General features: G+C 66.0%; 25 protein-coding genes. 15 read left to right on the top strand and 10 right to left on the bottom strand.

The genetic code is table 11. From position 1 onward, the window contains the following. Nucleotides 1-40: 40 nt before the first annotated feature. The gene (locus KEC55_RS08955; protein WP_176047934.1) at nt 41-592 is read right to left on the bottom strand and encodes a Spy/CpxP family protein refolding chaperone; all 552 of its coding nucleotides are present in this window, start codon (nt 590-592) and stop codon (nt 41-43) included. Between the two features lie 250 nt (nt 593-842). Here KEC55_RS08955 and KEC55_RS08950 point away from each other — a divergent pair, with 250 nt between their 5' ends. Continuing rightward, a complete protein-coding gene (locus KEC55_RS08950; protein WP_006481526.1) occupies nt 843-1307 on the top strand; it encodes an Lrp/AsnC family transcriptional regulator in 465 nt (154 codons plus the stop codon). A 26-nt stretch (nt 1308-1333) separates the two neighbouring features. Here the strand turns inward: KEC55_RS08950 and KEC55_RS08945 are convergent, their stop codons facing one another. From KEC55_RS08945 to KEC55_RS08930, 4 genes are all read right to left on the bottom strand, one after another. Further along, nucleotides 1334-2722: a sensor histidine kinase gene (locus tag KEC55_RS08945; RefSeq protein WP_282505071.1), complete on the bottom strand. Its 1389-nt coding sequence runs from the start codon at nt 2720-2722 to the stop codon at nt 1334-1336. Then, entirely contained in the window at nt 2698-3363 is a 666-nt protein-coding gene (locus KEC55_RS08940) for a response regulator transcription factor (RefSeq protein ID WP_282505070.1), read from the bottom strand. The genes KEC55_RS08945 and KEC55_RS08940 overlap by 25 nt, the downstream gene beginning before the upstream one ends. A gap of 92 nt (nt 3364-3455) precedes the next feature. Then, complete coding sequence (locus KEC55_RS08935; RefSeq protein WP_282505068.1) at nt 3456-3896, bottom strand: hypothetical protein; 441 nt, start codon at nt 3894-3896, stop codon at nt 3456-3458. Between the two features lie 38 nt (nt 3897-3934). Continuing rightward, nucleotides 3935-4717, bottom strand: coding sequence for a COG4705 family protein (locus tag KEC55_RS08930; protein WP_282505066.1), 783 nt, complete (start codon nt 4715-4717; stop codon nt 3935-3937). A gap of 248 nt (nt 4718-4965) precedes the next feature. Here KEC55_RS08930 and KEC55_RS08925 point away from each other — a divergent pair, with 248 nt between their 5' ends. Continuing rightward, on the top strand, nt 4966-6066 hold the full coding sequence (locus tag KEC55_RS08925) for a saccharopine dehydrogenase family protein (RefSeq protein WP_043182990.1): 1101 nt from the start codon (nt 4966-4968) through the stop codon (nt 6064-6066). A gap of 111 nt (nt 6067-6177) precedes the next feature. On the opposite strand, the gene KEC55_RS08920 is transcribed toward KEC55_RS08925, so the two are convergent. Both KEC55_RS08920 and cydX read right to left on the bottom strand, forming a co-directional pair. After that, on the bottom strand, nt 6178-6795 hold the full coding sequence (locus KEC55_RS08920) for an AAA family ATPase (protein WP_282505064.1): 618 nt from the start codon (nt 6793-6795) through the stop codon (nt 6178-6180). Beyond that, on the bottom strand, nt 6792-6938 hold the full coding sequence (gene cydX, locus KEC55_RS08915) for a cytochrome bd-I oxidase subunit CydX (RefSeq protein ID WP_176047940.1): 147 nt from the start codon (nt 6936-6938) through the stop codon (nt 6792-6794). The genes KEC55_RS08920 and cydX overlap by 4 nt, the downstream gene beginning before the upstream one ends. A gap of 200 nt (nt 6939-7138) precedes the next feature. Between cydX and corA the strand changes: the two genes are divergently transcribed. Continuing rightward, entirely contained in the window at nt 7139-8116 is a 978-nt protein-coding gene (corA, locus tag KEC55_RS08910) for a magnesium/cobalt transporter CorA (protein ID WP_282505062.1), read from the top strand. Between the two features lie 13 nt (nt 8117-8129). Here the strand turns inward: corA and KEC55_RS08905 are convergent, their stop codons facing one another. After that, nucleotides 8130-8417, bottom strand: a complete 288-nt coding sequence (locus tag KEC55_RS08905) for a YciI-like protein (RefSeq protein WP_176047942.1) — start codon at nt 8415-8417, stop codon at nt 8130-8132. 456 nt (nt 8418-8873) lie between these two features. On the opposite strand from KEC55_RS08905, the gene KEC55_RS08900 reads away from it, so the two are divergent. Continuing rightward, nucleotides 8874-9362, top strand: coding sequence for an aminoacyl-tRNA deacylase (locus tag KEC55_RS08900; RefSeq protein WP_059234117.1), 489 nt, complete (start codon nt 8874-8876; stop codon nt 9360-9362). A gap of 484 nt (nt 9363-9846) precedes the next feature. On the opposite strand, the gene KEC55_RS08895 is transcribed toward KEC55_RS08900, so the two are convergent. Beyond that, a complete protein-coding gene (locus KEC55_RS08895; protein ID WP_282505058.1) occupies nt 9847-10209 on the bottom strand; it encodes a hypothetical protein in 363 nt (120 codons plus the stop codon). Between KEC55_RS08895 and KEC55_RS08890 the strand changes: the two genes are divergently transcribed. The 5 genes from KEC55_RS08890 (at nt 10208) to KEC55_RS08870 (ending at nt 14306) form a co-directional block, all read left to right on the top strand. After that, the gene (locus KEC55_RS08890) at nt 10208-10906 is read left to right on the top strand and encodes an energy transducer TonB (RefSeq protein ID WP_124451891.1); all 699 of its coding nucleotides are present in this window, start codon (nt 10208-10210) and stop codon (nt 10904-10906) included. The two genes, KEC55_RS08895 and KEC55_RS08890, sit on opposite strands and share 2 nt — an antisense overlap. Nucleotides 10907-10992: 86 nt before the next feature. Beyond that, nucleotides 10993-11901: a MotA/TolQ/ExbB proton channel family protein gene (locus KEC55_RS08885; RefSeq protein ID WP_282505056.1), complete on the top strand. Its 909-nt coding sequence runs from the start codon at nt 10993-10995 to the stop codon at nt 11899-11901. Nucleotides 11902-11921: 20 nt separating this feature from the next. After that, the gene (locus tag KEC55_RS08880; protein WP_048250972.1) at nt 11922-12344 is read left to right on the top strand and encodes an ExbD/TolR family protein; all 423 of its coding nucleotides are present in this window, start codon (nt 11922-11924) and stop codon (nt 12342-12344) included. Nucleotides 12345-12667: 323 nt separating this feature from the next. Then, complete coding sequence (locus KEC55_RS08875) at nt 12668-13099, top strand: ExbD/TolR family protein (protein ID WP_059663605.1); 432 nt, start codon at nt 12668-12670, stop codon at nt 13097-13099. A 16-nt stretch (nt 13100-13115) separates the two neighbouring features. After that, nucleotides 13116-14306, top strand: a complete 1191-nt coding sequence (locus KEC55_RS08870; RefSeq protein WP_282505054.1) for a tetratricopeptide repeat protein — start codon at nt 13116-13118, stop codon at nt 14304-14306. An 81-nt stretch (nt 14307-14387) separates the two neighbouring features. On the opposite strand, the gene KEC55_RS08865 is transcribed toward KEC55_RS08870, so the two are convergent. Next, nucleotides 14388-14609 carry a hypothetical protein gene (locus tag KEC55_RS08865; RefSeq protein ID WP_282505053.1) on the bottom strand — a complete coding sequence of 74 codons (222 nt, stop codon included), beginning with the start codon at nt 14607-14609 and terminating at the stop codon, nt 14388-14390. Here KEC55_RS08865 and KEC55_RS08860 point away from each other — a divergent pair. From KEC55_RS08860 to KEC55_RS08835, 6 genes are all read left to right on the top strand, one after another. Then, nucleotides 14608-15183: a helix-turn-helix domain-containing protein gene (locus KEC55_RS08860; RefSeq protein WP_282505051.1), complete on the top strand. Its 576-nt coding sequence runs from the start codon at nt 14608-14610 to the stop codon at nt 15181-15183. The genes KEC55_RS08865 and KEC55_RS08860 overlap by 2 nt on opposite strands. 318 nt (nt 15184-15501) lie before the next feature. Continuing rightward, complete coding sequence (locus KEC55_RS08855) at nt 15502-18300, top strand: TonB-dependent receptor (protein ID WP_282505049.1); 2799 nt, start codon at nt 15502-15504, stop codon at nt 18298-18300. Between the two features lie 241 nt (nt 18301-18541). Continuing rightward, nucleotides 18542-20473, top strand: a complete 1932-nt coding sequence (locus KEC55_RS08850) for an extracellular solute-binding protein (protein ID WP_282505047.1) — start codon at nt 18542-18544, stop codon at nt 20471-20473. 12 nt (nt 20474-20485) lie between these two features. Beyond that, nucleotides 20486-21538 carry a microcin C ABC transporter permease YejB gene (locus tag KEC55_RS08845; protein ID WP_282505046.1) on the top strand — a complete coding sequence of 351 codons (1053 nt, stop codon included), beginning with the start codon at nt 20486-20488 and terminating at the stop codon, nt 21536-21538. Next, the gene (locus KEC55_RS08840) at nt 21492-22595 is read left to right on the top strand and encodes an ABC transporter permease (protein ID WP_282505044.1); all 1104 of its coding nucleotides are present in this window, start codon (nt 21492-21494) and stop codon (nt 22593-22595) included. The genes KEC55_RS08845 and KEC55_RS08840 overlap by 47 nt, the downstream gene beginning before the upstream one ends. After that, entirely contained in the window at nt 22595-24229 is a 1635-nt protein-coding gene (locus tag KEC55_RS08835; RefSeq protein WP_282507509.1) for an ABC transporter ATP-binding protein, read from the top strand. Before KEC55_RS08840 ends, KEC55_RS08835 begins: the two co-directional genes overlap by 1 nt. The last annotated feature ends 74 nt before the right edge of the window (nt 24230-24303 follow it).

Here is a 24303-nt window from a genome sequence, read left to right as displayed (position 1 = left end):
CCGGCCCGGGCGGGCAGGTACGGCGCCGGCGGGGCGGGCGTCAGGGCTGCGCGGGTGCGCTGGCGGCCGGCGCGGCTGCCGCCTTGCCTTCCTTGCCCTTCGCCTTGCCCTTGCCGCGGTGCTCGCCGCCGTGGTGCAGCCAGCTGCGGAACGTCGTGTCGGCCAGCGCCTTCTGCTCGGCCGGGAAGCTCTCGTAGAGCGGCGCGAAGGCGTCGGCGAGCTTCTTCGCGCCGTCGGCGTTCGCCTGCGACAGTTCCGCGTACTGCTTCATGTCGTCGATCGCGGAGACGTCGTGCTTGGCCATCCGTTCGCTGTAGAGGCGGCCCATCGTCGCGCCGTTGTCGCGCATCGTATCGGCGAACGTCTTCCATTGCGGTTCCTGCGCCGACGTGATCTTCAGCTGGTCGTGCAGGTACTTGATGCGCTGCTCGATGCGCGCTTCGTGGTGTGCCGCGCGCTGCTCGGCGCTCGGGGCCGACGCAGCAGCCGTCGTGGCCGCGGCCTGGGCGGGCGCTTGCGGCTGGGCCGGGGTTTGCGCAAACGCGCTGGCTGCAACGACGAGCGTAGCGAGGGTGAGCGAGATTTTCTTCATGGTTGGCTCTCCGGGGTGGTGTCGTGCGAGCGGGCGCGGCGGCAACTGCCGCAAGCGCGCATCTCGCGTCGCATGCTATTAGTAGCACGTTGCGTGCAGCGCAGCGGTGAATGCGACACTTGCTTACATCCGATACGAATCGAAATTGAAAGGTTCGAACCCGGGCGATGCCGGTTGGGCGCACCGGCGTTCGGCGCTATCATCGCGTCACCTTCCACTCAGCCGGCGCGTCGCGCACCGGCCCAGCCTCATGCGTCCACCCCGCCTCGACCAACTCGACGATCTCGACCGGCAACTCGTCGCGCTGCTGCAAGCCGACGCGCGCGCCAGTGTCGCGGATCTCGCGCGCCAGCTCGACGTTGCGCGCACGACGGTCGTCGCACGCATCGCGCGGCTCGAACGCACCAACGTGATCGCCGGGTACAGCGTCCGGCTCGGGCAGGACGTGCTCGACGCGAGCATTTACGCGTATGTCGGCATCATCCTCACGCCGAAGTTCGGCAAGGACGTATTGCGCAAGCTCGACCGGATGCCCGAAGTGCAGTTGCTGTGCGCGGTGAGCGGCGAGTACGACTACGTCGCGTGGCTGCGTGCCGATTCGCCCGAACGGCTCAACGACCTGCTCGACCAGATCGGCACGCTCGAAGGCGTCGAGCGCACGACGACGTCGATCATCCTGTCGCGCAAGATCGATCGCGGGACGATCGGCGGCTGACGTTCCGGTCGCGCGTAGCGGACCAATCAGCCGTCGGTCCGGTCGCGGGGCTGCGCCGCGCCTGACGGCCGCGCGAGCGGAATCCGCACCGACACGCGCAACCCGCGCGAAGCCGGTTCGTCCGCAAATGCGAGCGTGATGTCGGCACCCATCCGGTCCGCGAGGATCTTCACGATCGACAGGCCGAGCCCCGAACCGATTTGCGCGTTGCCGGGCACGCGGTAGAACGGATCGAACACGCGCTCGCGTTCCTGCGGCGCGATGCCCGGCCCGCTGTCGACGATCGTCACGCACGCGTGCGTGTCCGTGCATGACGTCGACAGGTCCACGCGACCGCCGGCCGGCGTGTAGCGGATCGCGTTGTCGACCAGGTTCATGACCAGCGACACGAGTTCGAGTTCGTCGACGGGCACGCGGGCGTCCGGACCGTCGTCGATGCCGATGTCGAGCGTCTTCGCATCGGCGAGCGGCATCAGGTCTTCGAGCACGCGGCGATAGATCGCATGCACGGAGACAGCGCCGGGCGGGGCGGCCGGCGCGCTTTGCGCACGGGCGAGCGCGAGGAGCTGCCCGATCAGGTGGCGGCTGCGGTCGAGCCCGCTGCGCAGCGCGGCGAGCCGCGCGCGCGCATCGTCCGGCAGGTCGGTGTCGGCCAGGCGCTCGGCCTGCAGCGACATCGCGGTGAGCGGCGAGCGCAGCTCGTGGGCCGCATCGGCGACGAAGCGGCGCTGCGTATCGACCGATTGCGCGACGCGCGCGAGCATCCGGTTGATCGCGACGACGAATGGCCGCACCTCGACCGGCACGTGCTCGGCCGATACCGGGCGCAGGTCGTGTTCGTCGCGTGCGTCGATCCCGGCGGACAGCGCGGCGACCGGGCGGAACAGCTTGCGCACGAGATCGGCAACGAGCAGCAGCAGGATCGGCACGAGGATCAGCAGCGGCAGCGCGGTGCGCCACGCACTCTCGCGCGCGACGTCGTCACGCATGCCGGCCTCCTGCGCGACCGCGATGCGCTCGCCGTTCTCGAACGTACGGACCATCACGCGATAGGCATTGCCGCCCGCATCGACCGTATGCAGCCCGTCGGCGAGCGTTGGCGGCAGCGCGAGCCGGGGCGAGCCGTCGGCGTGTGGTTGCGGATCGCCGCCGAGCGGCTGCACGATCACGCGCGACAGTTCGTCGCTTTCGCGTGCGGGCCCGGTGCCCGCTGCATGCGCCGCAGGCGCGCGCTGGCGATCGAGCAGCGTCGCGACCTCGCGCAGCACATCGTCCTGCAACTCGTGCGCTTCGTCGAATGCCGATGAAAACGCGAACGCGGCCGCAACTGTCGCGACGACGAGGATCGCGGCCGACAGCGCGACCGACAGGCGGAACCCGATCGACTCGTTCAGGCGTTTCTTGAAACCATCCATCCCGCCCCCCTGACGTTCTTGATCACGGTACTGCCGAGCTTGCGGCGCAGCGAATGGATCAGGAATTCGACCGCGTTGCTTTCGACTTCTTCTCCCCAGCCGTACAGGCGATCCTCGAGCTCACGCCGCGACAGGATCGCGCCGGGGCGCACCAGCAGCGCTCGCAGCAGCGAGAATTCGCGGTTCGACAGCGCGACCGGCGCTTGTCCGTCGACGGTTGCCTCGCGCGTCGCCGGGTCGAGCGACACGATCCCGTTGCCCAGCAGCGGCGCGGCCGAACCGGCCCGGCGCCGGATCGCGACGCGAATCCGTGCGAGCAGCTCGGCCATGTCGAACGGTTTCACGATGTAGTCGTCGGCACCGCCGTCGAGGCCGCGCAGTCGATCGTCGAGCCCGTCGCGCGCGGTGACGATCAGCAGCGGCGTGCCGGTGTCCTTCGCGCGGATACCGGCCAGCACGTCGAGCCCGTCGCGGCCGGGCAGGCCGAGGTCGAGCAGGACCAGGTCGTAGGGCTGCGCGGCGAACGCGGTCAGCGCGTGCCCGCCGTCGGTGACCCAGTCGGTGGCGTACGACGCGTCCTTCAGCGCGGCATGGACGGCCTCGCCGATCATCGGGTCGTCTTCGACGAGCAGTATTCGCATGCGTGTTCTCCGTGCCGCGCGATCGCCGCCAGCGTATGCGATTCCCGCGCGCGCGTCACGTGCGGCGCGCCCGGCCCATCGCCGATCTGCGCTTAATGGCTGCCGAACCGGTCGAAGGCGGCGAGCAGGTTCTTCATCGCGGCGGCCGAATCGGCCTGGGTCGGATGGTCGGCGCGCAGCGCGGCGAGCGCACGGTCGATTTCCTGGTCGACCATGTGCCAATCGGCGGCCGCACGTGGCTTGAGGCCGGCCTCGGCCGAATCCCACGCGATCTCCAGATCCTTGATGCGTGTTTTAGCGCCGGACAGGTCGCCCTTGCCGACCAGCGTGTTCACGTCGGCGGCGATCGTGCGGAACTGCGACAGATCGCCGAGCTTCGACGCGCGGGGCGCGGCGGACGAAGCGGCGGCCGTGGCGGGAACCGGAGTCGATGCGTTCGCATCCTGCTGCTTCGAGCAGCCGGCGGCGGCGCCGAGCAGGGCAATCGCGGCTGCGGCCGTGACGAGACGGGAAACGGAATTCGGGATGGGCATGGGGTGTCCTCGATGCAATGAACGGAAGGAAAAGGGTGTCATTCGGCGGCGCCGGCACGCGTGTGCGCGCCGCTGCCGAATTGCGCGACGGCGACGAGCAGCACGATCACGGTCAGGAACAGCAGGCTCGTCCACGCGGCGCCGAAACCGAGCCCGCCATACGTGCGGGCCTGCGTGAGCAGATCGCCGAGCGACGCGCCAAACGGGCGCGTCAGGATGTAGGCGATCCAGAACGCCAGCACCGCGTTCGCGCCGAGCCGCCACATCGCGAACACGGCCGCGATCAATGCACCGAAGCACAGCGCGCCGAGCGTGAAGCCGAGCCCGAGCGCCTCGGTCGCGAGATCGCCGGCGGCGGTGCCGAGCGCGAACGTGCAGAGGATCGCGGCCCAGTAGAACAACTCGCGCCGCGGCGTGACAATCGTTTCGATCGACAGCGTGCCTTCGACGCGATGCCAGACGAAGAAGATCGCGGCGAGCGCGACGGCAAACGCGGCGGTGCTCGCATAGAGGCTGACGTTCAGGCCGTCGGTGAGCAGGTCGGTGATCTGCGTGCCGACGATGCTGACGAGCACCACCGTGAGCCAGTAGATCCACGGCACGTAGCGGCGTGTGCGCAACTGCAGCCACAGCGCGATCGCGAGCAGCGACGCCATCGCGATGCGCGTGACGTTCTGGCCGAGGCCCGCGTTGACCGCGAGAAAGTCGGCGCCGGTTTCGCCGACCGTGGTCGACATGATCTTGATGATCCAGAACGACAGCGCAACGTCGGGCACCTTGTTCAGCCAGTGCGACGTGCGGTTGACGGGCAGGGATTGCATGCGATGCCTCCTTGGAAATCGGGTGATCGGCATGCAGTCTGAATCGCGAGACTTAGGCCAGCCATAGCGGGCCGACAGCGGGTGAAAAACCCCCGTTTCGACGTTTCGACGAAAAGTGTCGTCACAACGTCGAAATTATCAGTCGTTTCGCATCATTCTTCGTCTTGGAACTGATTTTGCGCGTCCCTAAACTGTGTTCATGGCTCAACGCCGTTCACAACACCAACCCATCATCAGGAGATAAGCGCATGAAAATCGCCATCGTCGGCGCAGGTCTGATCGGCCACACCATTGCTCACATGCTGCGTGAAACGGGCGACTACGAAGTCGTCGCGTTCGACCGCGATGCGGATGCGCTCGCGAAGCTGTCGCGCGAAGGCATCGCGACGCAACGGGTCGATTCGGCCGACGCGAACGCGATTCGTGAAGCAGTGAAGGGCTTCGATGCGCTCGTCAACGCGCTGCCGTACTACCTCGCGGTCAACGTCGCCGCTGCCGCGAAGGCTGCCGGCGTCCATTACTTCGACCTGACCGAAGACGTGCGCGCGACCCACGCGATCCGCGAACTGGCCGAAGGCTCCGACCGTGCGTTCATGCCGCAGTGCGGCCTCGCACCGGGCTTCATCGGTCTCGCCGCGCATGAGCTGGTGAACGGCTTCAGCGAAGTGCGCGACGTGAAGATGCGCGTCGGCGCGTTGCCCGAGTATCCGACCAACGCGTTGAAGTACAACCTGACGTGGAGCGTCGACGGCCTGATCAACGAATACTGCCAGCCGTGCGAAGCGATCCGCGACGGCCGCAAGCAGTGGGTGCAGCCGCTCGAAGGCCTCGAGCACTTCTCGCTCGACGGTACCGAATACGAAGCGTTCAACACGTCGGGCGGCCTCGGCACGCTGTGCGAGACGCTGTCGGGCAAGGTCGAGACGCTCGACTACAAGTCGGTGCGCTACCCGGGCCACCGCGATCTCGTGCAGTTCCTGCTCGAAGACCTGCGCCTGTCGACCGACCGCGACACGCTGAAGTCGATCATGCGCCGTGCGGTGCCGTCGACGAAGCAGGACGTCGTGCTCGTGTTCATCACGGTGACGGGCGTGAAGGACGGCCAGCTCGTGCAGGACGTGTTCACGCGCAAGATCTTCGCGAAGGACGTGTGCGGGATGCACATGAGCGCGATCCAGATCACGACGGCCGGCGCGATGTGCGCGGTGCTGGATCTGTTCCGCGAGAAGAAGCTGCCGCAGAGCGGTTTCATCCCGCAGGAAAAGGTGTCGCTGAAGGCGTTCCTGTCGAACCGCTTCGGCAAGCTGTACGAAGGCGGCACGATGGAGCGCGCGCACGCGGTTGCCTGACCGACCGCCAGCCTCTGGCACGAGGGCCGTACGACGCCGGGAGCGCAGCAGCGCTTCCGGCGTTGTTTTTTGGGGAAGAGCAGAAAGCGGGAAGCGGGCCGGGCGGCGCGCTCAGGCCGGTAGCGGCGGGACGATCGTCGAGGGTTGCGGGGGCGGCACGATGCGGTACAGCAGTGCGTCGACGTCCGCGTCGGACGGCGCGGTGTTGTCGAACATCACGATGCCGTCGCATTCGTGGCCGGTCGGCACGAAGCGGCGCTGCCGGTATTCGTCCCAGTGAGTGAGCTTGTACGCATCGTTCGGGTTGCCGCGCGCGACGATTCGCGCGTGTGCGACGTCTTCCGACGTGTGGACCCAGACGACCGTCAGCGCGATGTCGGGCGCGATGCCGAGCCACGCGCGGTCGAGGATGCGCCGGTCGCGTACTTCGCGCGACAGCGGGCCGACGACGATCGCGCCGATGCCGAGCGCGAGATTTTCACGAGCCGTGTCGAGCAGGCCATGGTACTCGGGATCGCGCAGGTGCTTCAGGTAGAGCGGGCTGTCGCGATCGTTCGGATCTTCCGTGAGCGCGCCCATCGCGGCCGAACTGTAGCGGCCGTACAGCGTGTCCTTGTCGAGCAGGCAGAATGCTTCGCCGGTCGCGCGCATCAGCGGCCCGATGAGCCGCTTCGCGAGCGTGGTCTTGCCGGTGCCGGCATGACCGCAGAAGAACACCAGATGCGTCACGAAGCCTTGCCTCCCGGCCGCGGGCTCGACGCGTCGTTGGGCTTGTCGCCGCGCGAGAACACTTCCGCTTCCAGCCACATCGCGTTGATGATGCCGAAGCCGAGCGCCACGCCGATGCCGAGTATCCACGAGAAATACCACATAGGTCTGCCTCCTTGACGGTCGGGCCGCGCGGGCGTTGTGCGTCGCGCAACGCAGGTGCCGCGGGCCTGTCGAAGTACCCCGGTGTGCGTGCTGCAGCGCACGCAGCCCGATCATGACCAATATCGGCGTGCCGTGCAAGCCGGGCCGCCCGCGCAGCAAACCGGTAAACTGATGCGCAAATCGCAACATCACGGACAACATGCTGATCAACTGCGCTGCATACCAGGATGGCCGCAAGCTGGCCGACATCGATATCGACGCCATCAGCGACTACGTGTCGAAGCCCGAGTGCTTCGTGTGGGTCGCGCTGAAGGATCCGACGCCCGAGGAAATCGACCTGATGGGCGAGGAGTTCGGACTGCACGAGCTCGCACTCGAGGATGCCCGAAAAGGGCATCAGCGGCCGAAGATCGAGGAGTATGGCGATTCGTTGTTCGCCGTGCTGCATACGGTCGAGCTCGACGAGGATGGCGAATTCAAGGTCGGCGAACTGAATGTATTCGTCGGCCCGAACTACGTGCTGTCGATCCGCAACCATAGCGAGCAGGATTTCCGCGAAGTGCGCAAGCGCTGCGAGCGCGAGCCGCATCTGCTGCAGGAGGGGTCGGCATTCGTGTTCTATGCGCTGATGGACCAGGTCGTCGACCGCTATTTCCCGATCCTCGAAACGCTTGGCGCCGAACTCGAGGAACTCGAGGACCGCATCTTCGCGAAGGCGACACCGGCGTCGTCGCGCGCGATCATCGAGGATCTCTATTCGCTGAAACGCCGGCTCGTGTTGCTGTACCAGCACACGGCGCCGCTGATGGAGCCGCTCGCGAAGCTGACCGGCGGGCGCGTTCCGCAAGTGTGCAGCGGGATGGCCGCGTATTTTCGCGACGTGTACGACCATCTGCAGCGGATCGTGAAGACGATCGAAGGACGCCGCGAGATGGTCGTCACGGCGATCCAGGTCAACCTCGGGATGATTTCGCTCGCCGAGAGCGAAGTGACGAAGCGGCTCGGCTCGTTCGCCGCGCTGTTCGCGATACCGACGATGATCGCCGGCATCTACGGGATGAACTTCGCGAACATGCCCGAGCTGCACCTGAAATACGGCTTCTACGGCTGCATCGCGGTGATGGTCGTCGCCGACTTCGCGCTGTGGTGGCGTTTCAAGCGGGCAGGTTGGCTGTAGGCGCGCCGCGCACCTAGCGCGGCGCGTGCTTGCCGATCACGACGCGCCACGGCCGCACGCGCCACGATTTCACGAGCCCGTTCTGTACGTACGGATCGGCGCGCGCGAACGATTCGGCCGCCTCCGGCGAATCGCCTTCAAATACGAGCACGGCCTGGTCGGCCGGTTCCGCCAGCGCGCCGGCGAGCACGAGTTCGCCGCGCTCGGTCGCGGCCTGCGCGAGCGCGAGATGCTGCGCACGGAACGGTTCGCGCCGCGACAGGTAATCGTCGACGAGTTCGTAGATCAACTGGTAATGCATGATCGCTCCCGGAGTGGGTGGGTGCCGCCGGATCGCAGGCGGCCGGCTCAGTATAGGGCACCGTGCGGCCTTGGGCGGCGCGGTTTGCCCGGCACTGCGGCGGGCTTTCGCGTGTCGGACGGCGTGACGACATGTGCGCGTTATCGGTTTGCGTTTCCGCATAAACGCAACTAACGGTCCGGTTTTGCGGCGCCCGCACATTGATGGGTGCATTCGCGCCGCCACACTTGCTAGCCGAATTCGTCTGCAGGAAAAGAGGGCCTGCCAGGCATATTCCGGGCACGGATTTCACATGCCGGCGACGGCGCGCGGGCCGCGCGAACAGGGAGCGGAACCGCGTGTCGGGCTACCCGGGCCGGTGCTGCGCGACGGCGTTTCCATTGGCCGGAATGCGACCTATGCTGAACAAATCCGGAGCGAACTCCGTTCGCCCGATTCGCCCAGACGAGGTGTGCCATGCCTGTATCAGCCACCCTGCAGGATTGCCTGCGCCAGAAGTCATCCCGGTACGAAGTCGTGTACCACCCCTATAGCCATACGAGCATGGAGACGGCCGCCGCCGCGCATATCCCCGGCGATCGCCTCGCGAAAACCGTGCTCCTCGAGGACGACGAGGGCTACGTCGCCGCCGTATTGCCGACGACGCACGCGGTGCGCCTGTCGGATCTCTGGGTGAAGACGGGACGCCATCTCGTGCTCGCCCGGGAGGTCGAATTGCGCGAGCTGTTCAAGGATTGCGACATGGGCGCGTTGCCGCCGGTCTGCATGGCGTACGGGATGAAGACGTTCCTCGAGGAACGTCTCGCGCAGCAGCCGGAAGTCTATTTCGAGGCCGGCGACCACGAAGCCTTGATCCACATGATGCAGGACGAATTCCTGATGCTGATGGAGACGGCCGAGCGCGCGCATTTTTCGCACAAGATGCAGGGGATGATGCTGTCCTGACGGGACGGCGAATGCGGTGACGTGCGAAGGCGGCGCGCATGCGTGCGCGCCGATGAAGGGGCGTGTGCCTGTCAAAGGCGTGTTGTTCAAACCAGTTAATTTGATATGCGAAGTGGTATTGTGATGATTTGATCGATCTTCATATTGCCTGTGTTATGTCGGATTCCTATTTATATTTCGAGTGATGCGTCACGCCATCGACGTGTCGCTGCATGCGATGTTGGCGCGACTCCACACCGGTGACGAGGGCGTCGAACGACCGCTGCCGGCATTGGCGAGGTGACGGAATGCGTTCGGTTCGTTGCCTCCAATGCCGGTCACTTTTGCTGCGACGCGGGAAATATGCGTTTATCTATGTCGGAAGGGTTTAATATCCGGTTTCGAATATACCCATACAAATCAATTACCATTTGAATAATAAAAACTTGATTTGTGCTTACCGGAATATTATTTGAATAAACCCTCCAAACTTTGTATTTGGGCATCAAATAAAGTTTGACGACAAAATTTTTTCCTTGCTATCTTCTGCACCCAAGTGAACGGCGCCATTGACATCACCGCGTAACGAACGGCGAATCGTCATACGAAATACGAGGTGGCGCCAGCTCAGCTGACAATTGCCTGACCGTGCAGGCGCGTGGTTTTCCGGCGTAAAGCCGGGCCGCGCCGGCCGGAACGATTCCTTGAAAAGAATTAATTGAAATTCGAATGTAATTCTTTCAATTCGGATTGCTAATTGAATTTGAAATGAAATTTTCGGGGTGATGCGGTGGCGCTGCCGACCTGGCTGCGCTGCCGGCCGCAACCCGAAACTGGGCGAATCGCTTGGGGGATGGATGGTGGGCATGAAAGTCGAAGAACATCTGGCTACATCGAACAGCGGACTGGCCACGCTGGGGCGTCCGAGAGAGTTCGGCAAGAAGCAGCAGAACCCGGTGCGCCGGTTCGGCGGCATCGGGATCGTCCTGGTGCTGCATGCAGTGCTGATCTACGCGCTGCTCAACGGCCTCGCGACGAAAGTCGTGCAGGTGATCCAGCATCCGATCGAAACCCGCATCATCGAGCCGGTCAAGCCGCCGCCGCCACCGCCGATGCCCGTGGTCAAACTCCCGCCGCCGAAATTCGCGCCGCCGCCGCCGCCGTTCGTGCCGCCGCCGGAAGTGCAGGTGCAGGCGCCGCCCCAGGCGACGATCACGCACCAGTCGGCCCCGGTGCCGTCCGCGCCGGCCGTGCAGGCGCCGGTGGTGGCGCCTCCGGCGCCGGCCAAGCCGGTTAGCCATGACGTCGGGGTCGTCTGCCCGAATTCGGACACGCTGCGCGCGTCGATCCAGTATCCGAAGGAAGCACAGGAAAACAACATCACGGGTGACGTGACGATCGAGTTTGTCGTGGATGCGGAAGGGAACATCACGAACGAGCGCGTCGCGCAGTCCGCGGATCCGATCCTCGATCGCGCCGCGTTCAACACCGTGAAACGGTTCAAATGCGTCGCACAGGGCCAGTCGGTGCGGGTCCAGGTGCCGTTCTCGTTCAATCTGAATTGATGCAGTGGGCGACCCGGCGCGAGCCGGGTCGGGGAAAACCGTCTCGAACTTAGGTATTAAGTTCAACGAAAGAACTGGAGTGGGGTATGACGAAGCGTTCACTGGCCGCGCTGGCGGCAAGCATGTTGATGTCCGTCGCCGTGGTCGACGGGTTCGTTGCGCCGCAGCTCGCCCATGCGCAAGCCAGCGGGGCGGCCAATACATCGGCGCAGGCCGCGGCGCCGTCGGCCGCGCCGGCTCCGGTGCCGGCCGCCGCCGAGCCTGCGCCGCCGCCCGCGCCGGCCACGACGGAAGCGGTCGAGAATCCGTACGGGCTCGGCGCGCTATGGAAGAACGGCGACTTCGTCGCACGTTTCGTGCTGATCCTGCTGGTGATCATGTCGATGGGAAGCTGGTACATCATGATCACGAAGTTCCTGGAGCAGTTGCGTGCGAACCGGCGCGCGAAACTGGCCGACGCGCAGCTCTGGACCGCACCGTCCCTGGCCGAGGGCGCCAGGCTGCTCGACGAGGCGTCGCCGTTCCGCTTTATCGCCGAAACCGCGATCGAAGCCGGCGAGCATCACGAAGACGCGCTGCTCGAAGCGGTGGACCGCAACACGTGGATCGACGTGTCGGTCGAGCGCTCGATCACGAACGTGTCGAACCGGATGCAGGACGGGCTTGCGTTCCTGGCCACGGTGGGGTCGACCGCCCCGTTCGTCGGGCTGTTCGGCACGGTCTGGGGGATCTATCACGCGCTGACCGCGATCGGCATCGCGGGCCAGGCGTCGATCGACAAGGTCGCGGGCCCGGTGGGCGAGGCGCTCATCATGACCGCGATCGGCCTTGCCGTCGCGGTGCCGGCGGTGCTCGGCTACAACTTCCTGGTCCGGCGCAACAAGTCGGTGATGGAGCGGGTTCGCAACTTCGGCGCACAGCTGCACACCGTGCTGCTGGCCGGCAACCGGCGCCCGGTGCGCGCGGCGTCGCCGGCGGCTTCGCTCGCGAACTGACCGGCTGACGGAGACGCGCGATGGCCATGAACGTCGGGCAGGACGATAGCGACGAGGTGATCGCCAACATCAACACGACGCCGCTCGTCGACGTGATGCTGGTGTTGCTGATCATCTTCCTGATCACGATTCCGGTCGTGACGCACACGATCCAGCTTCAGCTGCCGAAGGAGACGGTGCAGCCGCTGCAGACGACGCCGAAAAGTATCGAGATCGCGGTGAATCGCGACGGCGATTTCTTCTGGGGCGAGCAGCTGGTGGACGCGCCGACGCTGCTCGCGAAGCTGAAGGGCGTGTCGCAGCAGCAGCCCCAGCCGAGCGTGCACGTGCGGGGCGACCAGAACACGCGCTACGAGTTCATCGGCCGGGTGGTCACGATGTGCGAGCGCGCGGGAATCGCGAAGCTGTCATTCATTACGGAGCCGCCGGCACGCGGCGGTTAGGTGGCGACGCGGATCGGCTGCAAGGCATGGGGCCCGCGTAAGTGCTAAAGCGCTAATGTGGGTCGGCTGCAAGGCATGGGGCCCGCGTAAGTGCTAAAGCGCTAACGTGGGTCGACCGCAAGGCATGGGACCCGCGTAAGCGCTAAAGCGCTAACGTGGGTCGACCGCAAAGCATGGGACCCACGTAAGTGCTAAAGCGCTAACGTGGGTCGACCGCAAAGCATGGGACCCACGTAAGCGCTAAAGCGCCAACGTGGGTCGACCGCAAAGCATGGGACCCACGTAAGCGCTAAAGCGCTAACGTGGGTCGACAGGAGTCGACGATGGGGATGAACGTGCCTTCGGGCGGGAGCAATGCGGAACCGGAAGTGATGGTCGACATCAACACCACGCCGCTGATCGACGTGATGCTGGTGCTGCTGATCATGCTGATCATCACGATTCCGATCCAGATGCATTCGGTGAAGATGGACCTGCCGGTCGGCAACCCGCCGCCGCCGGCCACGCCGCCGGAAGTCGTGCAGATCGACATCGACTTCGACGGCACGACGACATGGAACGGCGCACCGGTGCCGGACCGTTCGGCGCTCGAGGCGAAACTGACCCAGGTCGCGGCGGAACCCGTGCAGGCGGAGATCCACTTGCGACCGAACAAGCTGGTGCCGTACAAGGACGTGGCGGCCGTGCTGGCGTCGGCGCAACGCGTGGGCGCGACCAAGATCGGCCTGATCGGTAACGAACAGTTCATGCAATGACGAAACGGACGAGCCGATGAACCAGCGACGATGGAAACGGATCATGGCGGTGACGGCGCTCGGCGCGGCCTGCACGCTCGGCCGGCCGGCATTGCCGGCGGACGCGCTGCGGCCGGATGTGGCGAAACCGCTCGCGGCGGCGCAGGAGCTGTACCGCGCGCACAAGTATCGCGACGCGCTCGGCAAGATCGCCCAGGCGGCTGCCGTGCCAAACCGGACACCGTACGAAACGTACATGGTGGAAGAGATGCGCGGCGCTGCAGCCATGGCGGCCGGCGAGACGGGCACGGCCGCGCAGGCCTACGAGACGGTACTGAGCTCGGGGCGGCTGTCGGGCGAGGACGAGCAGCGGACGACGGCCGCGCTGGCCGGCATCTACTTCCAGCAGAAGAATTACCCGCTGGCGATCCGGATCGCCCAGCGTTACCTGAAGGCAGGCGGCACGGATCCCGAAATGCGCACGCTGCTCACGCAGTCGTATTACCTGTCGAACGATTGCGCGCCGGTCGTGAGCCAGTTGAAGGCGAGCACCGATGCGCAGGCGAGCGGCGGGCACGCACCGGACGAGGGGCAGTTGCAGATGCTCGCGACGTGCGCGCAGAAAGTGAAGGACGGCAATGCGTATCGCGGTGCGCTCGGGCTGCTGGTGGCCTATCATCCGAGCCCCGCGTACTGGGACGAAATGATCACGGCCATTCGCGGCACGCCCGGGTATCTGTCGTCGCTCGACCTCGATATCTACCGGTTGCGGCGCGCGACGGGATCGCTCGCGACGGCCGACGCGTACATGGAGATGACGCAGCTCGCGCTGGTTGCGGGATCGCCGGCGGAAGGCAAGCAGGTGATCGACCAGGGGTTCGCGTCGGGCGTACTCGGCAAGGACGCGCAGGCGGACCGCGAGAAACGGCTGCAGGCGCTTGCCGCGAAGCGCGCGCAAGCGGGCGGAGACGCCGCGACGCCGGCAACGCCGCTCGACACGGGCATGAACCTCGTCTTTGCGGGCCAGGCGCAGCAGGGGCTGCCGATGATGGAGCAGGCAATCGCGAAGGGTGGCCTCGAACATCCCGACGCGGCGCGACTGCGGCTCGGCGAGGCGTACTACGTGGCCGGCCAGAAGGCGCACGCGGTCCAGGTGCTGCGCACGGTCAAGGGGACCGACGGTTCCGGTGACCTGGCCAGGCTGTGGACGGCAGTGGCATCCCGGTAACGCAACGACAGGGCGCCGGCGCACGCTGCGGGCGCGGGTCGGCAAGCGGTGTGCTGCCGCGAGCGTTTCGGTGCATGACGGTCAGGTCAGACAGGGAAAAGGGGCAATCTTGTTAGTTAGTAAACCGAATGAAATATGCGAGACGAGCGAGGACCGGCCGAGACGGTGCCGTGCTGCGCCGCGCACCGTCCGCACGCGGCTGCCGTGCGCGGGCGCGTATCGCGCCGGGCGGTGCGCATCGTCGCATCGGTCAAGGATCGCCGACATCAAACCGATTTCGACTGCGAGGCTCAGTTCATCCATGGTTGTGCCCCCTGATGAGTCGGTGCTCGTCGCCGTGTCGCTAGGCAACAAGATCCGGGCGCTGCGCCAGCGCCTGAAACTTACGCTCGACGAAACCGCCGGCATCGCCGGCATTTCGAAGCCGTTCCTGTCGCAGGTCGAACGCGGGCGGGCAACGCCGTCGATCACGTCGCTGGTCCGGATCGCGAAGGCGCTGGGCGTGACGATGCAGTACTTCATCGACACGCCGACGGAAGCGCGTTCGGTATGTCGCGGCAATGCGCTGCAGTATTTCCAGTTCGCGAACTCGACGAGCCTGTTCGCCCGGCTGACGAACCTGGTCGATGGCCGCAAGCTCGACGCGATCCTCGTCAGGATGCCGGCAGGGCAGTCGCCGTCCGAGATGACCACGCATGCGGGCGAGGAGTTCGTCTACGTGATGCGCGGGCAGGTCGCGCTGACACTCGAGGACTGCACGTTCACGCTGAACGAGGGCGACACCGCGCATTACGAGTCGACGATGCCGCATGCGTGGCACAACACGGCCGACGAAGAAGCGGTGATCGTCTGGGTCGGCACGCCGAGGCTGTTCTAGCGGCGGCGGCCGCACGTCGGGCCGCGACGAAGGAGAAGTATCCGATCGAAGGAGGGGCGTGCAGCAGGACGCGCCGTCCGTCGGGTCGGGAAGAAGCAGGCAATGCGCTCATTGTAGGTAATTAGTATGGCGAATCAAAATCAGAAAAACCGGTCGTGCTGAATGGCACTGGTGCCCCGAGGCCGATCCGTTCGCGTCATGGCGGTCGAATGAGTGGCAATCGCGGGTTCCGGTACACGGGCACCCAGGACGCGCAAGGAATTCACAAGGTTCCGGCGCACAGCAGGTGGGGTCTTACTACGAGCGAGAGGGAACAAGATGAAGCAGAGAGTGTTGGCGTTGGCCATCAAGAGGATAGTCTGGGCGGAACTCGCGTTGACGGCCGCACTGGCGCCGCCGGCGTTCGCCCAGAGCCAGCCGGCGCCGGGCGCCGTCGCGGTCGCGGATGCGGTCGCGAACGGCGCGCCCGTGACCGTCGCACAGGCGGGCGGGACGGCCGGCGCCGCCGCTGCAACGGGGGCTGCGGCGCCCGATGCGGCATCCGGTGCAGCGGCCGAAGCAACGCCCGCCGCACCCGGTTCGAACGGGCAGGGCAAGGTCGCGCAGATCAAGCGCTTCGAAGTGACGGGTTCGCTGATCCGGCAGGCCGACAAGACGGGTTTCCAGCAGGTGCAGACGATCACGCCGAAGGAAATCCAGGCCAGCGGCGCGGTGACCGTCACCGACTTCCTGCGCGACGCGGCGGCCAACTCGGCGAACAGCTGGGGCGAAGGGCAATCGGGCAACTTTGCGGCCGGCGCAGCCGGCATCGCGCTGCGCGGCCTCTCCGAGAAGTACACGCTCGTGATGGTCGACGGCCAGCGCGTCGCGCCGTACGCGTTCTTTTCGAATAGCGTCGATTCGTTCTTCGACCTCAACACGATCCCGCTCAACGATATCGAGCGGATCGAAATCGTGAAGACGGGCGCCGTGTCGCAGTACGGTTCGGACGCGATCGGCGGTGTGGTCAACATCATCACGAAACACAATTTCCGCGGCCTGCAGCTCGACGGCAGCCTCGGCAGCGCGATCAACGCCGGTAACGGCGACGGCACGATGAAGTTCGGCGTGCTCGGCGGCTTCGGCGACCTGGACGCCGACCGCTTCAACGTGACGGCCGCGCTCAGCTACTACAAGTCGAACGGCTTCACGCTGGCCGACCGCGATTCGACGCGCAACCAGGACTTCACCGGCAAGCCGGGCGGCTTCTCGCTGCTCGCGCCGTCGTACTGGAACATGCCCGGCGGCGTCGCACAGGCGCTGAGCGGGGGCTGCCCGTTCGGCGGCTCGGTCCATCCGGCCGCGTCGAATTCGCTGTCGGCCGGCTCGCCGGGCACGGTCTGCGCGTACAACACCGCCGAAAGCACGTCGATCCTGCCGATGACCGAGCGCCTGAACGCGAAGCTCCATGCGGACTTCAAGATCGACGACAAGACGACCGCGTTCGCGGATTTCCTCGAGAGCTACAACACGACCACGACCAACGACGGCCTGTGGAACAACGTGATCGGCAACTCGCAGAACCCGGCGCTCGTCTGGAATCCGCAGACGAAGCTGCTGTCGCCGTTCAACTACACGGTGCCGGTCAGCAACCCGTACAACACGACGGGCGCGGCCACGCCGCTCACCTACGCGTTTCCGAACACGGTCGCGCAAAAGACCTGGGCCAACTACTGGCGCGCGGCCGCCGGCATCAAGGGGTCGTTCACGCTGCCGTACGGCGACTGGGACTGGGCGACGTCGGTCAGTCATTCGCAGAGCACGGTGTCGAACGTGTTCACGAACCAGCTGAACGTCAATGCGCTGAACAACATCTACCAGAACGGCACGCTGAATTTCGCGAACCCGGCGGCCACGCCGAACGCGTTCAACGGGCTGTACCAGGAAGCGAACAACCTCGGCATCTCGAAGCTCGACACGATCGACGCGACGCTGTCGACGCCGAACCTGTTCCATCTGCCGGCCGGCGACGTCGGTATCGGCTTCGGCGCGCAGTTCACGCACCAGAGCGAAGTGCTGACGCCGGGCTCCGAATACCTGAGCGGGGCGGTCATCACGCCGGACCTCGAGACGGTGAACGGCCAGCGCAACGTCGCGGCCGTCTATTACCAGATCAACGTGCCGATCCTCGAGAACCTGACGTTCAGCCAGGCCGGTCGCTACGACCACTACACGGACGTGGGCGGCGCCTTCTCGCCGCGCTTCGCGTTGCGCTACCAGCCGATCAAGGCGCTCACGCTGTATACGTCGTACAACCGCGGCTTCCGCGCGCCGACCTTCGTCGAGGACAGCAAGTCGCAGACGCTCGGCATCCAGGTCGATCCGGCCACGGGCCAGAACTACACGTCGATCACCGTCGGCAACCCGAACCTGGCGCCGGAACGCACGCGCAACTTCAACATCGGCTTCCAGGTGTCGCCGAGCCGCTACACGGATCTCGGCTTCGACTGGTACAAGATCCGCATCGACAACGTGATCGGCCAGGGCACGCCGTCGCAGGTCGTGACCGATCCGACGACGGGCCAGCTGCTGTACAAGGTGATCCCGTACCAGAACCTCGGCTACCTCGACACGAACGGCTTCGAGGGCACGTTCCGCCAGGGCCTGCCGCTCAAGGGCTGGGGCACGATCACGCTGTCGGGCGACTGGGCGTACATCAACAGCTACAAGATCGGCTTCCCGGGCGGTACGCCGGTCAACGGCGCGGGCAACAACTTCACGATCACTCAGCCGTTCGGCGGCAGCTTCCCGCGCTGGCGCGGCAACACGACGCTGGACTGGAACTACCGGAAGTTCGATGCGGCGCTGACGTGGGAGTTCACGGGCCCGTATGCGCAGAACCTGCTGCCGGCGCCCGCGCCGTCGAAGGTCGGTTCGTACAGCCAGTTCAACCTGATGATGACGTACACGGGCTTCAAGAACTGGACGATCTACGGCGGCATCAACAACATCTTCAACCGCACGCCGCCGTACGATCCGATCTTCGCGAACGGCACGCTGGACCAGAGCGGGTACGACACGTCGGTGTATTCGTACATCGGCCGGTTCGCGCAGGTCGGCGCAACGTACAAGTTCTGACGGAGGCCGCGATGGATTGACAGGCTTGGACGGGCCGCTCCACGTCCACACCCCCCCCTTTAATTGGAGCGGCCCTTTTTCGCCTGGCGCCACGCGAGCCCGCAACCGGGGCGCGCGACGGCGCAGTGTTTCGATCGTTTGCACCATGAACTACCGGCGGGACGCGGCCAGCACGCGGCGTCCGGCACAGGCATCGACCGCGCGCAGGCTTCGCGCTCGCACGCTTCCGGACAGACTGACCATGACATTGTTGAAATGGCGATGGGCACGCGTGTCGCACCACACGCGCCACACGCGCCCGATGCGCGCGCACGCGCGACTGCGCGACGGCGTACGGGTCGCGCTGTTCGCCTGCGTGGTGCTGCTCGCGTCGGGCGGTGCGATGCCGCGGGCCGCGCTCGCGGTGCCGGCGATCTCGCAATACGACCAGCCGAAGTATCCGCCGGACTTCACGCATTTCGACTACGCGGACGTGAACGCGCCCGACACCGGCACGCTCGATTTCGAGAACTACGACGAAGCGCAAAGCTACGATTCGCTGAATCCGTTCCTCGTGCGCGGCTCGCCCGCGCCCGACATCAAGAACCTGATGTTCGACACGCTGATGCAGCGCAGCTGGGACGAACTCGCGTCCGAATACGCGCTGATCGCCGACGACGTCGAGGTCGCGCCGGACCGGCTGTCCGCAACGTTCCACCTCAACCCGGCCGCGCGCTTCTCGAACGGCGACACGATCACCGCGGCAGACGTCAAGTATTCGTTCGACACGCTGACGAGCCCGCAGGCGTCGCCGCTCTACAACGCGCAGTTCTCGATCATCAAGCGCGCGGTGGTGGTCGACGGCCACACGATCCGCTTCGAGTTCAAGCACGCGGAGCGCGACGCGGCGCTGATCGCGGGCGACTTGCCGGTGTTCTCGCCGAAATGGGGGCAACGCGCGGACGGCACACGGCCGCCGTTCGACCAGATCGCGACCGTGCCGCCGATCGCGAGCGGTGCGTACCTGATCGAGCAGCGCAGGAACGACAAGCAGATCCGCTACGTGCGCAACCCGCACTACTGGGCCGCGAACCTGCCGTCGCGGCGTGGCATGTTCCGCTTCGCCCACGTGTCGTTCAAGCTGTACCTGGACCAGTACACGTCGCTCGAAGCGTTCAAGGCCGGCGACGTCGACGCGCGGATGGAATACAGCTCGACGCAATGGGCGCGCAAGTACGTCGGCAAGAATTTCCGCAACGGCATGCTGAAGAAGGGCGAATTCCCGGACGGACCCGCGCAGATGCAGGGCTTCCTGATGAACCTGCGCAAGCCGATGTTCCAGGACGCGCGCGTGCGGCATGCGCTCGCGCTGGCGTTCGACTTCGACTGGATGAGCCGGATGATGTTCTACGGGCAGTACCGCCGCACCAGCAGCTTCTGGGAGGCGAGCCCGTTCGCGGCGTCCGGCGTGCCGAGCGCGAAGGAGCTCGCGCTGCTCGAACCGTACCGGTCGATCTTGCCGCCGACCGTGTTCGGCCCGATGATCGGCCAGCCGTCGACGCTGCCGCCCGGCTCGCTGCGCGCGAATCTGAAGGAAGCGCGCGACCTGCTCGAGCAGGCCGGCTGGCACTACCGGGACGGCGCGCTGCGCGATGCGAACGGCACGCCGATGACGATCGAGATCATCGACGACCAGCCCGGCATGGACCGCCTGATCCTGCCGTACACGCAGGCGCTCGCGACGCTCGGCATCCACGCGTACCTGCACGAGATCGACAGCGCCGTCTACCTGAAGCGGCTCGACAATTTCGAGTACGACATGACGACCTACATCTACCTGCCCGTGACGATCCCCGGCGCGGAGCTGACGCGCCGCTTCGGCAGCGCGGCAGCGTCGCAGCCGGGCTCCGAGAACTATCCGGGCGTGAAGTCGAAGGCCGTCGATGCACTGATCCGCGCGGCGCTCGCGGCCGACACGCTCGACGATCTCGAGACGGCCACGCACGCGCTCGACCGCGTGCTGATCAACCTGTACGTGCTGATTCCGCAGTACTACCTGCCGAATGCGCGGATCGGGTACAAGGCGACGCTCGGTCATCCGGCAATCGTGCCGGACTCCTATCAATATGAGGACTGGATCATCGACTACTGGTACGTGAAGAAGCCGGCCGCACAGCCTGCACCGGCGGCCTGACGAGGAACAACGATGCTGGCATACATATTGAGGCGGCTGTTGCTGATGATTCCGACGCTGGTCGGGGTCGTGACGATCACGTTCGCGGTCACGCAGTTCGTGCCGGGCGGCCCGGTCGAGCAGGTCCTCGCGCAGTTGCGGCACGGCAGCGCACGCGGGGGCGACGCGGGCGGAGGCGGGGGCGGCTATCACGGCAGCCAGGGCGTCGATCCGCAGCAGATCGCGCAGATCCGCAAGCAGTTCGGCTTCGACAAGCCGCCGCTCGAGCGCTACCTGCTGATGCTGAAAAGCTATGCGACGTTCGACCTCGGCCAGTCCTACTTCGCGCATCGCAGCGTATGGGCGGTGATCCGTTCGAAGCTGCCGGTCTCGATCACGCTCGGGTTATGGACGGTGATCCTCACGTATCTCGTGTCGGTGCCGCTCGGCATCGCGAAGGCGGTGCGCAACGGCTCGCGGTTCGACACCGTGACGAGCGTGCTGGTGCTGACCGGCTACGCGGTGCCGGGCTTCGTGCTCGGCGTGCTGCTGCTGATGCTGTTCGGCGGCGGCACGTTCTGGCAGGTGTTCCCGATGCGCGGGCTCACGTCGGACAACTTCGACGACCTGACGATGGTCGGCAAGACACTCGACTATCTGTGGCACATCGTGATGCCCGTCACGGCGGCTGTGATCGGCAACTTCGCGATCGTCACGATCCTGACGAAGAACACGTTCCTCGAGGAAATCGGCCGGCAGTACGTGCTGACCGCGCGGGCGAAGGGGGCGCCGGAGCGCGACGTGCTGTGGAAGCACGTGCTGCGCAATGCGGCGATCCCGCTGCTCACCGGGCTGCCGGCGGCATTCGTCGGCGCGTTCCTGAACGGCAACCTGCTGATCGAGACGCTGTTCTCGCTCGACGGGATGGGGCAACTGTCGTACGACGCGGTGATCCGTCGCGACTATCCGGTCGTGCTCGGCTCGCTGTTCCTGTTCACCCTGATCGGTCTGCTGACCAAGCTCATCGCGGATATCTGCTATGTCCTCGTCGACCCCCGTATCCAGTTCAGCCGCCTGGACCACTGAGCGCGCGTGCGCGCCGTCGCCTTCACCGTGGCGGCGCACGTGGCAGCGCTTTCGCGCGCAGCCGCTCGGCTATGCGAGCCTCGTGATCTTCGTCGTGCTGTTCGCGCTCAGTCTGTGCGCCGATGGCCTGTCGAACGACCGGCCGCTGCTCGTGCGCTACGAAGGGCACTATTACTTTCCGATCGTGAAGGACTATCCGGAGACCGAGTTCGGCGGCGACTTTCCCGCGAAGACGAACTACCTCGACCCGTACATTCGCGCGAAGCTCGAGTCGCACGGCAATTTCGCGGTCTATCCGCCGAACCGGTACCGCTACGACACGATCGACTACTTTGCGTCGCGGCCGTATCCGGCGCCGCCGTCGTCGAGCAACTGGCTCGGCACCGACCAGTTCGGGCGCGACGTGCTCGCGCGACTGCTGTACGGGTTCCGGCTGTCGGTGCTGATGGCGTTCGCGCTGACCGTGTCGGGCGTGCTGGTCGGCGTGCTGACGGGCGCGCTGCAGGGCTTCTACGGCGGGCGTACCGACCTGATCGGCCAGCGCCTGATCGAGATCTGGAGCGCGCTGCCGGACCTGTACCTGCTGATCATCTTCGCGTCGATCTTCACGCCGTCGCTGTGGCTGCTGTTCATCCTGCTGTCGATGTTCGGCTGGCTCGTGCTGTCCGATTACGTGCGCGCCGAATTCCTGCGCAATCGCATGCTCGATTACGTGAAAGCCGCGCGCACGATGGGGCTGACGAATGCGCAGATCATGTGGCGCCATGTGCTGCCGAACAGCCTCACGCCGGTGATCACGTTCTTGCCGTTCCGGATGAGCGCCGCGATCCTGTCGCTGACGAGCCTCGATTTCCTCGGCCTCGGCGTGCAGCCGCCGACGCCGAGCCTCGGCGAGCTGCTTCAGGAGGGCAAGAACAACCTCGATGCATGGTGGATCTCGATCTCCGCCTTCGCGGCGCTGGTGGTGACGCTGCTGCTGCTCACGTTCATGGGCGACGCGTTGCGCAACGCGCTCGACACGCGTTCGCGCGGCTCGGCGTTCGGCGGGGGGCGATGATGGCGAACGCGTTGCTGCAGATCGACGGGTTTTCGGCGCGCTTCGGCGCGAAGCCCGCCGTGCAGGACCTGAGCCTGTCGATCGGCCGCGGCGAGCGGGTTGCGCTCGTCGGCGAATCGGGCTCGGGCAAGAGCGTGACGGCGCTGTCGATCCTGCGGCTCGCGCAGCAGGCGACGCTGTCGGGGCGGATGCTGTTCGACGGCGAGGATCTGCTCGCGAAAACCGAACAGCAGATGCGCGGGATTCGCGGCGCCGACATCGCGATGGTGTTCCAGGAGCCGATGACCGCGCTGAATCCGCTGTATACGATCGGCAAGCAGATCGCGGAGAGCCTGCGGTTGCACGAGGGGCTGCGGCCGGGCGACGCGCGCGAACGCGGGATCGCACTGCTGCGGCGCACCGGGATTCCGGAGCCGGAGCGGCGGATCGACAGTTTTCCGCATCAGCTCTCGGGCGGGCAGCGCCAGCGCGCGATGATCGCGATGGCGCTCGCGTGCCGGCCGCGGCTGTTGCTGGCGGACGAACCGACGACGGCGCTCGACGTGACGGTGCGCCAGCAGATCGTCGATCTGCTGATCGAGCTGCAGGAGCAGGAAGCGGCCGCGCGCGGCATGGCCGTGCTGCTGATCACGCACGACCTGAACCTGGTGCGGCGCTTCGCGCAGCGCGTGGCCGTGATGGAGCAGGGCGTGCTGGTGGAGACGAATACGACCGATGCGCTGTTCGCCGCGCCGCAGCATGCGTACACGCGCCGGCTGCTCGACAGTGCGCCGCAGCGGGCCGTCGAGCCCGTCGCGGCCGGCGCGCAGACGATCCTCGACGTGCGCGATCTCGCGGTCGATTACCGCATCGCGTCGAAAGGCTGGCGCGCGGTGCTCGGCAAGACGACGTTCCGCGCCGTGCACGACGTCAAGCTGTCGCTCAAGCGCGGCGAAACGCTCGGGATCGTCGGCGAGTCGGGCTCGGGGAAATCGACGCTGGCGGCGACGGTGCTCGGCCTGCAGCGGCCGGCTGCCGGTGCGATCGAGATCGATGGCATGCCGCTCGACACACTGCGGACGACGGGCGGCCGGCGCACGCTGTACGGCAGGATGCAGGTCGTGTTCCAGGACCCGTTCGGCTCGCTGTCGCCGCGAATGACGGTCGAGCAGATCGTCGGCGAAGGGCTCGCCGTGCACCGGCCGCAGGTGGCCGGCGACGCGCGGCGTGCGCGAATCGCCGCGCTGCTGCAGGAGGTTGGCCTGCCGGCCGAGTCGATGCTGCGTTATCCGCACGAATTCTCCGGCGGCCAGCGGCAGCGGATCGCGATCGCGCGTGCGTTGGCGGTCGAGCCGGAACTGCTGGTGCTGGACGAGCCGACGAGCGCGCTCGACGTGTCGATCCAGAAACAGGTGCTGAATCTGCTGACGAATCTGCAAAAGAAGTACAAACTGAGCTACCTGTTCATTACCCACGATCTCGCGGTCATGCGTGCGATGGCTCACCGGGTCGTCGTGATGAAGGCGGGGCGCGTGGTCGAGGAGGGCGATACGCTCGACGTGCTGCATGCGCCATCCCATCCGTATACGCGTGCACTGCTTGCGTCGTCGATGCTGGCGCCGGTGCGCGGTTCCCGAGAGAGAACCGATGATTGACGTGTACCGGGCGCAGCGCGCCCACGCCGCGCGCGTGCCGTGCGGCGAAACGCCGGCGGTGCGCTGACGCATGT

Origin of the sequence: Burkholderia cepacia (assembly GCF_029962485.1) — a bacterium.
Lineage (GTDB): Bacteria > Pseudomonadota > Gammaproteobacteria > Burkholderiales > Burkholderiaceae > Burkholderia.
The sequence above is the reverse complement of the archived record's forward strand: the minus strand, read 5'-3'. Positions and strand labels throughout refer to the sequence as shown.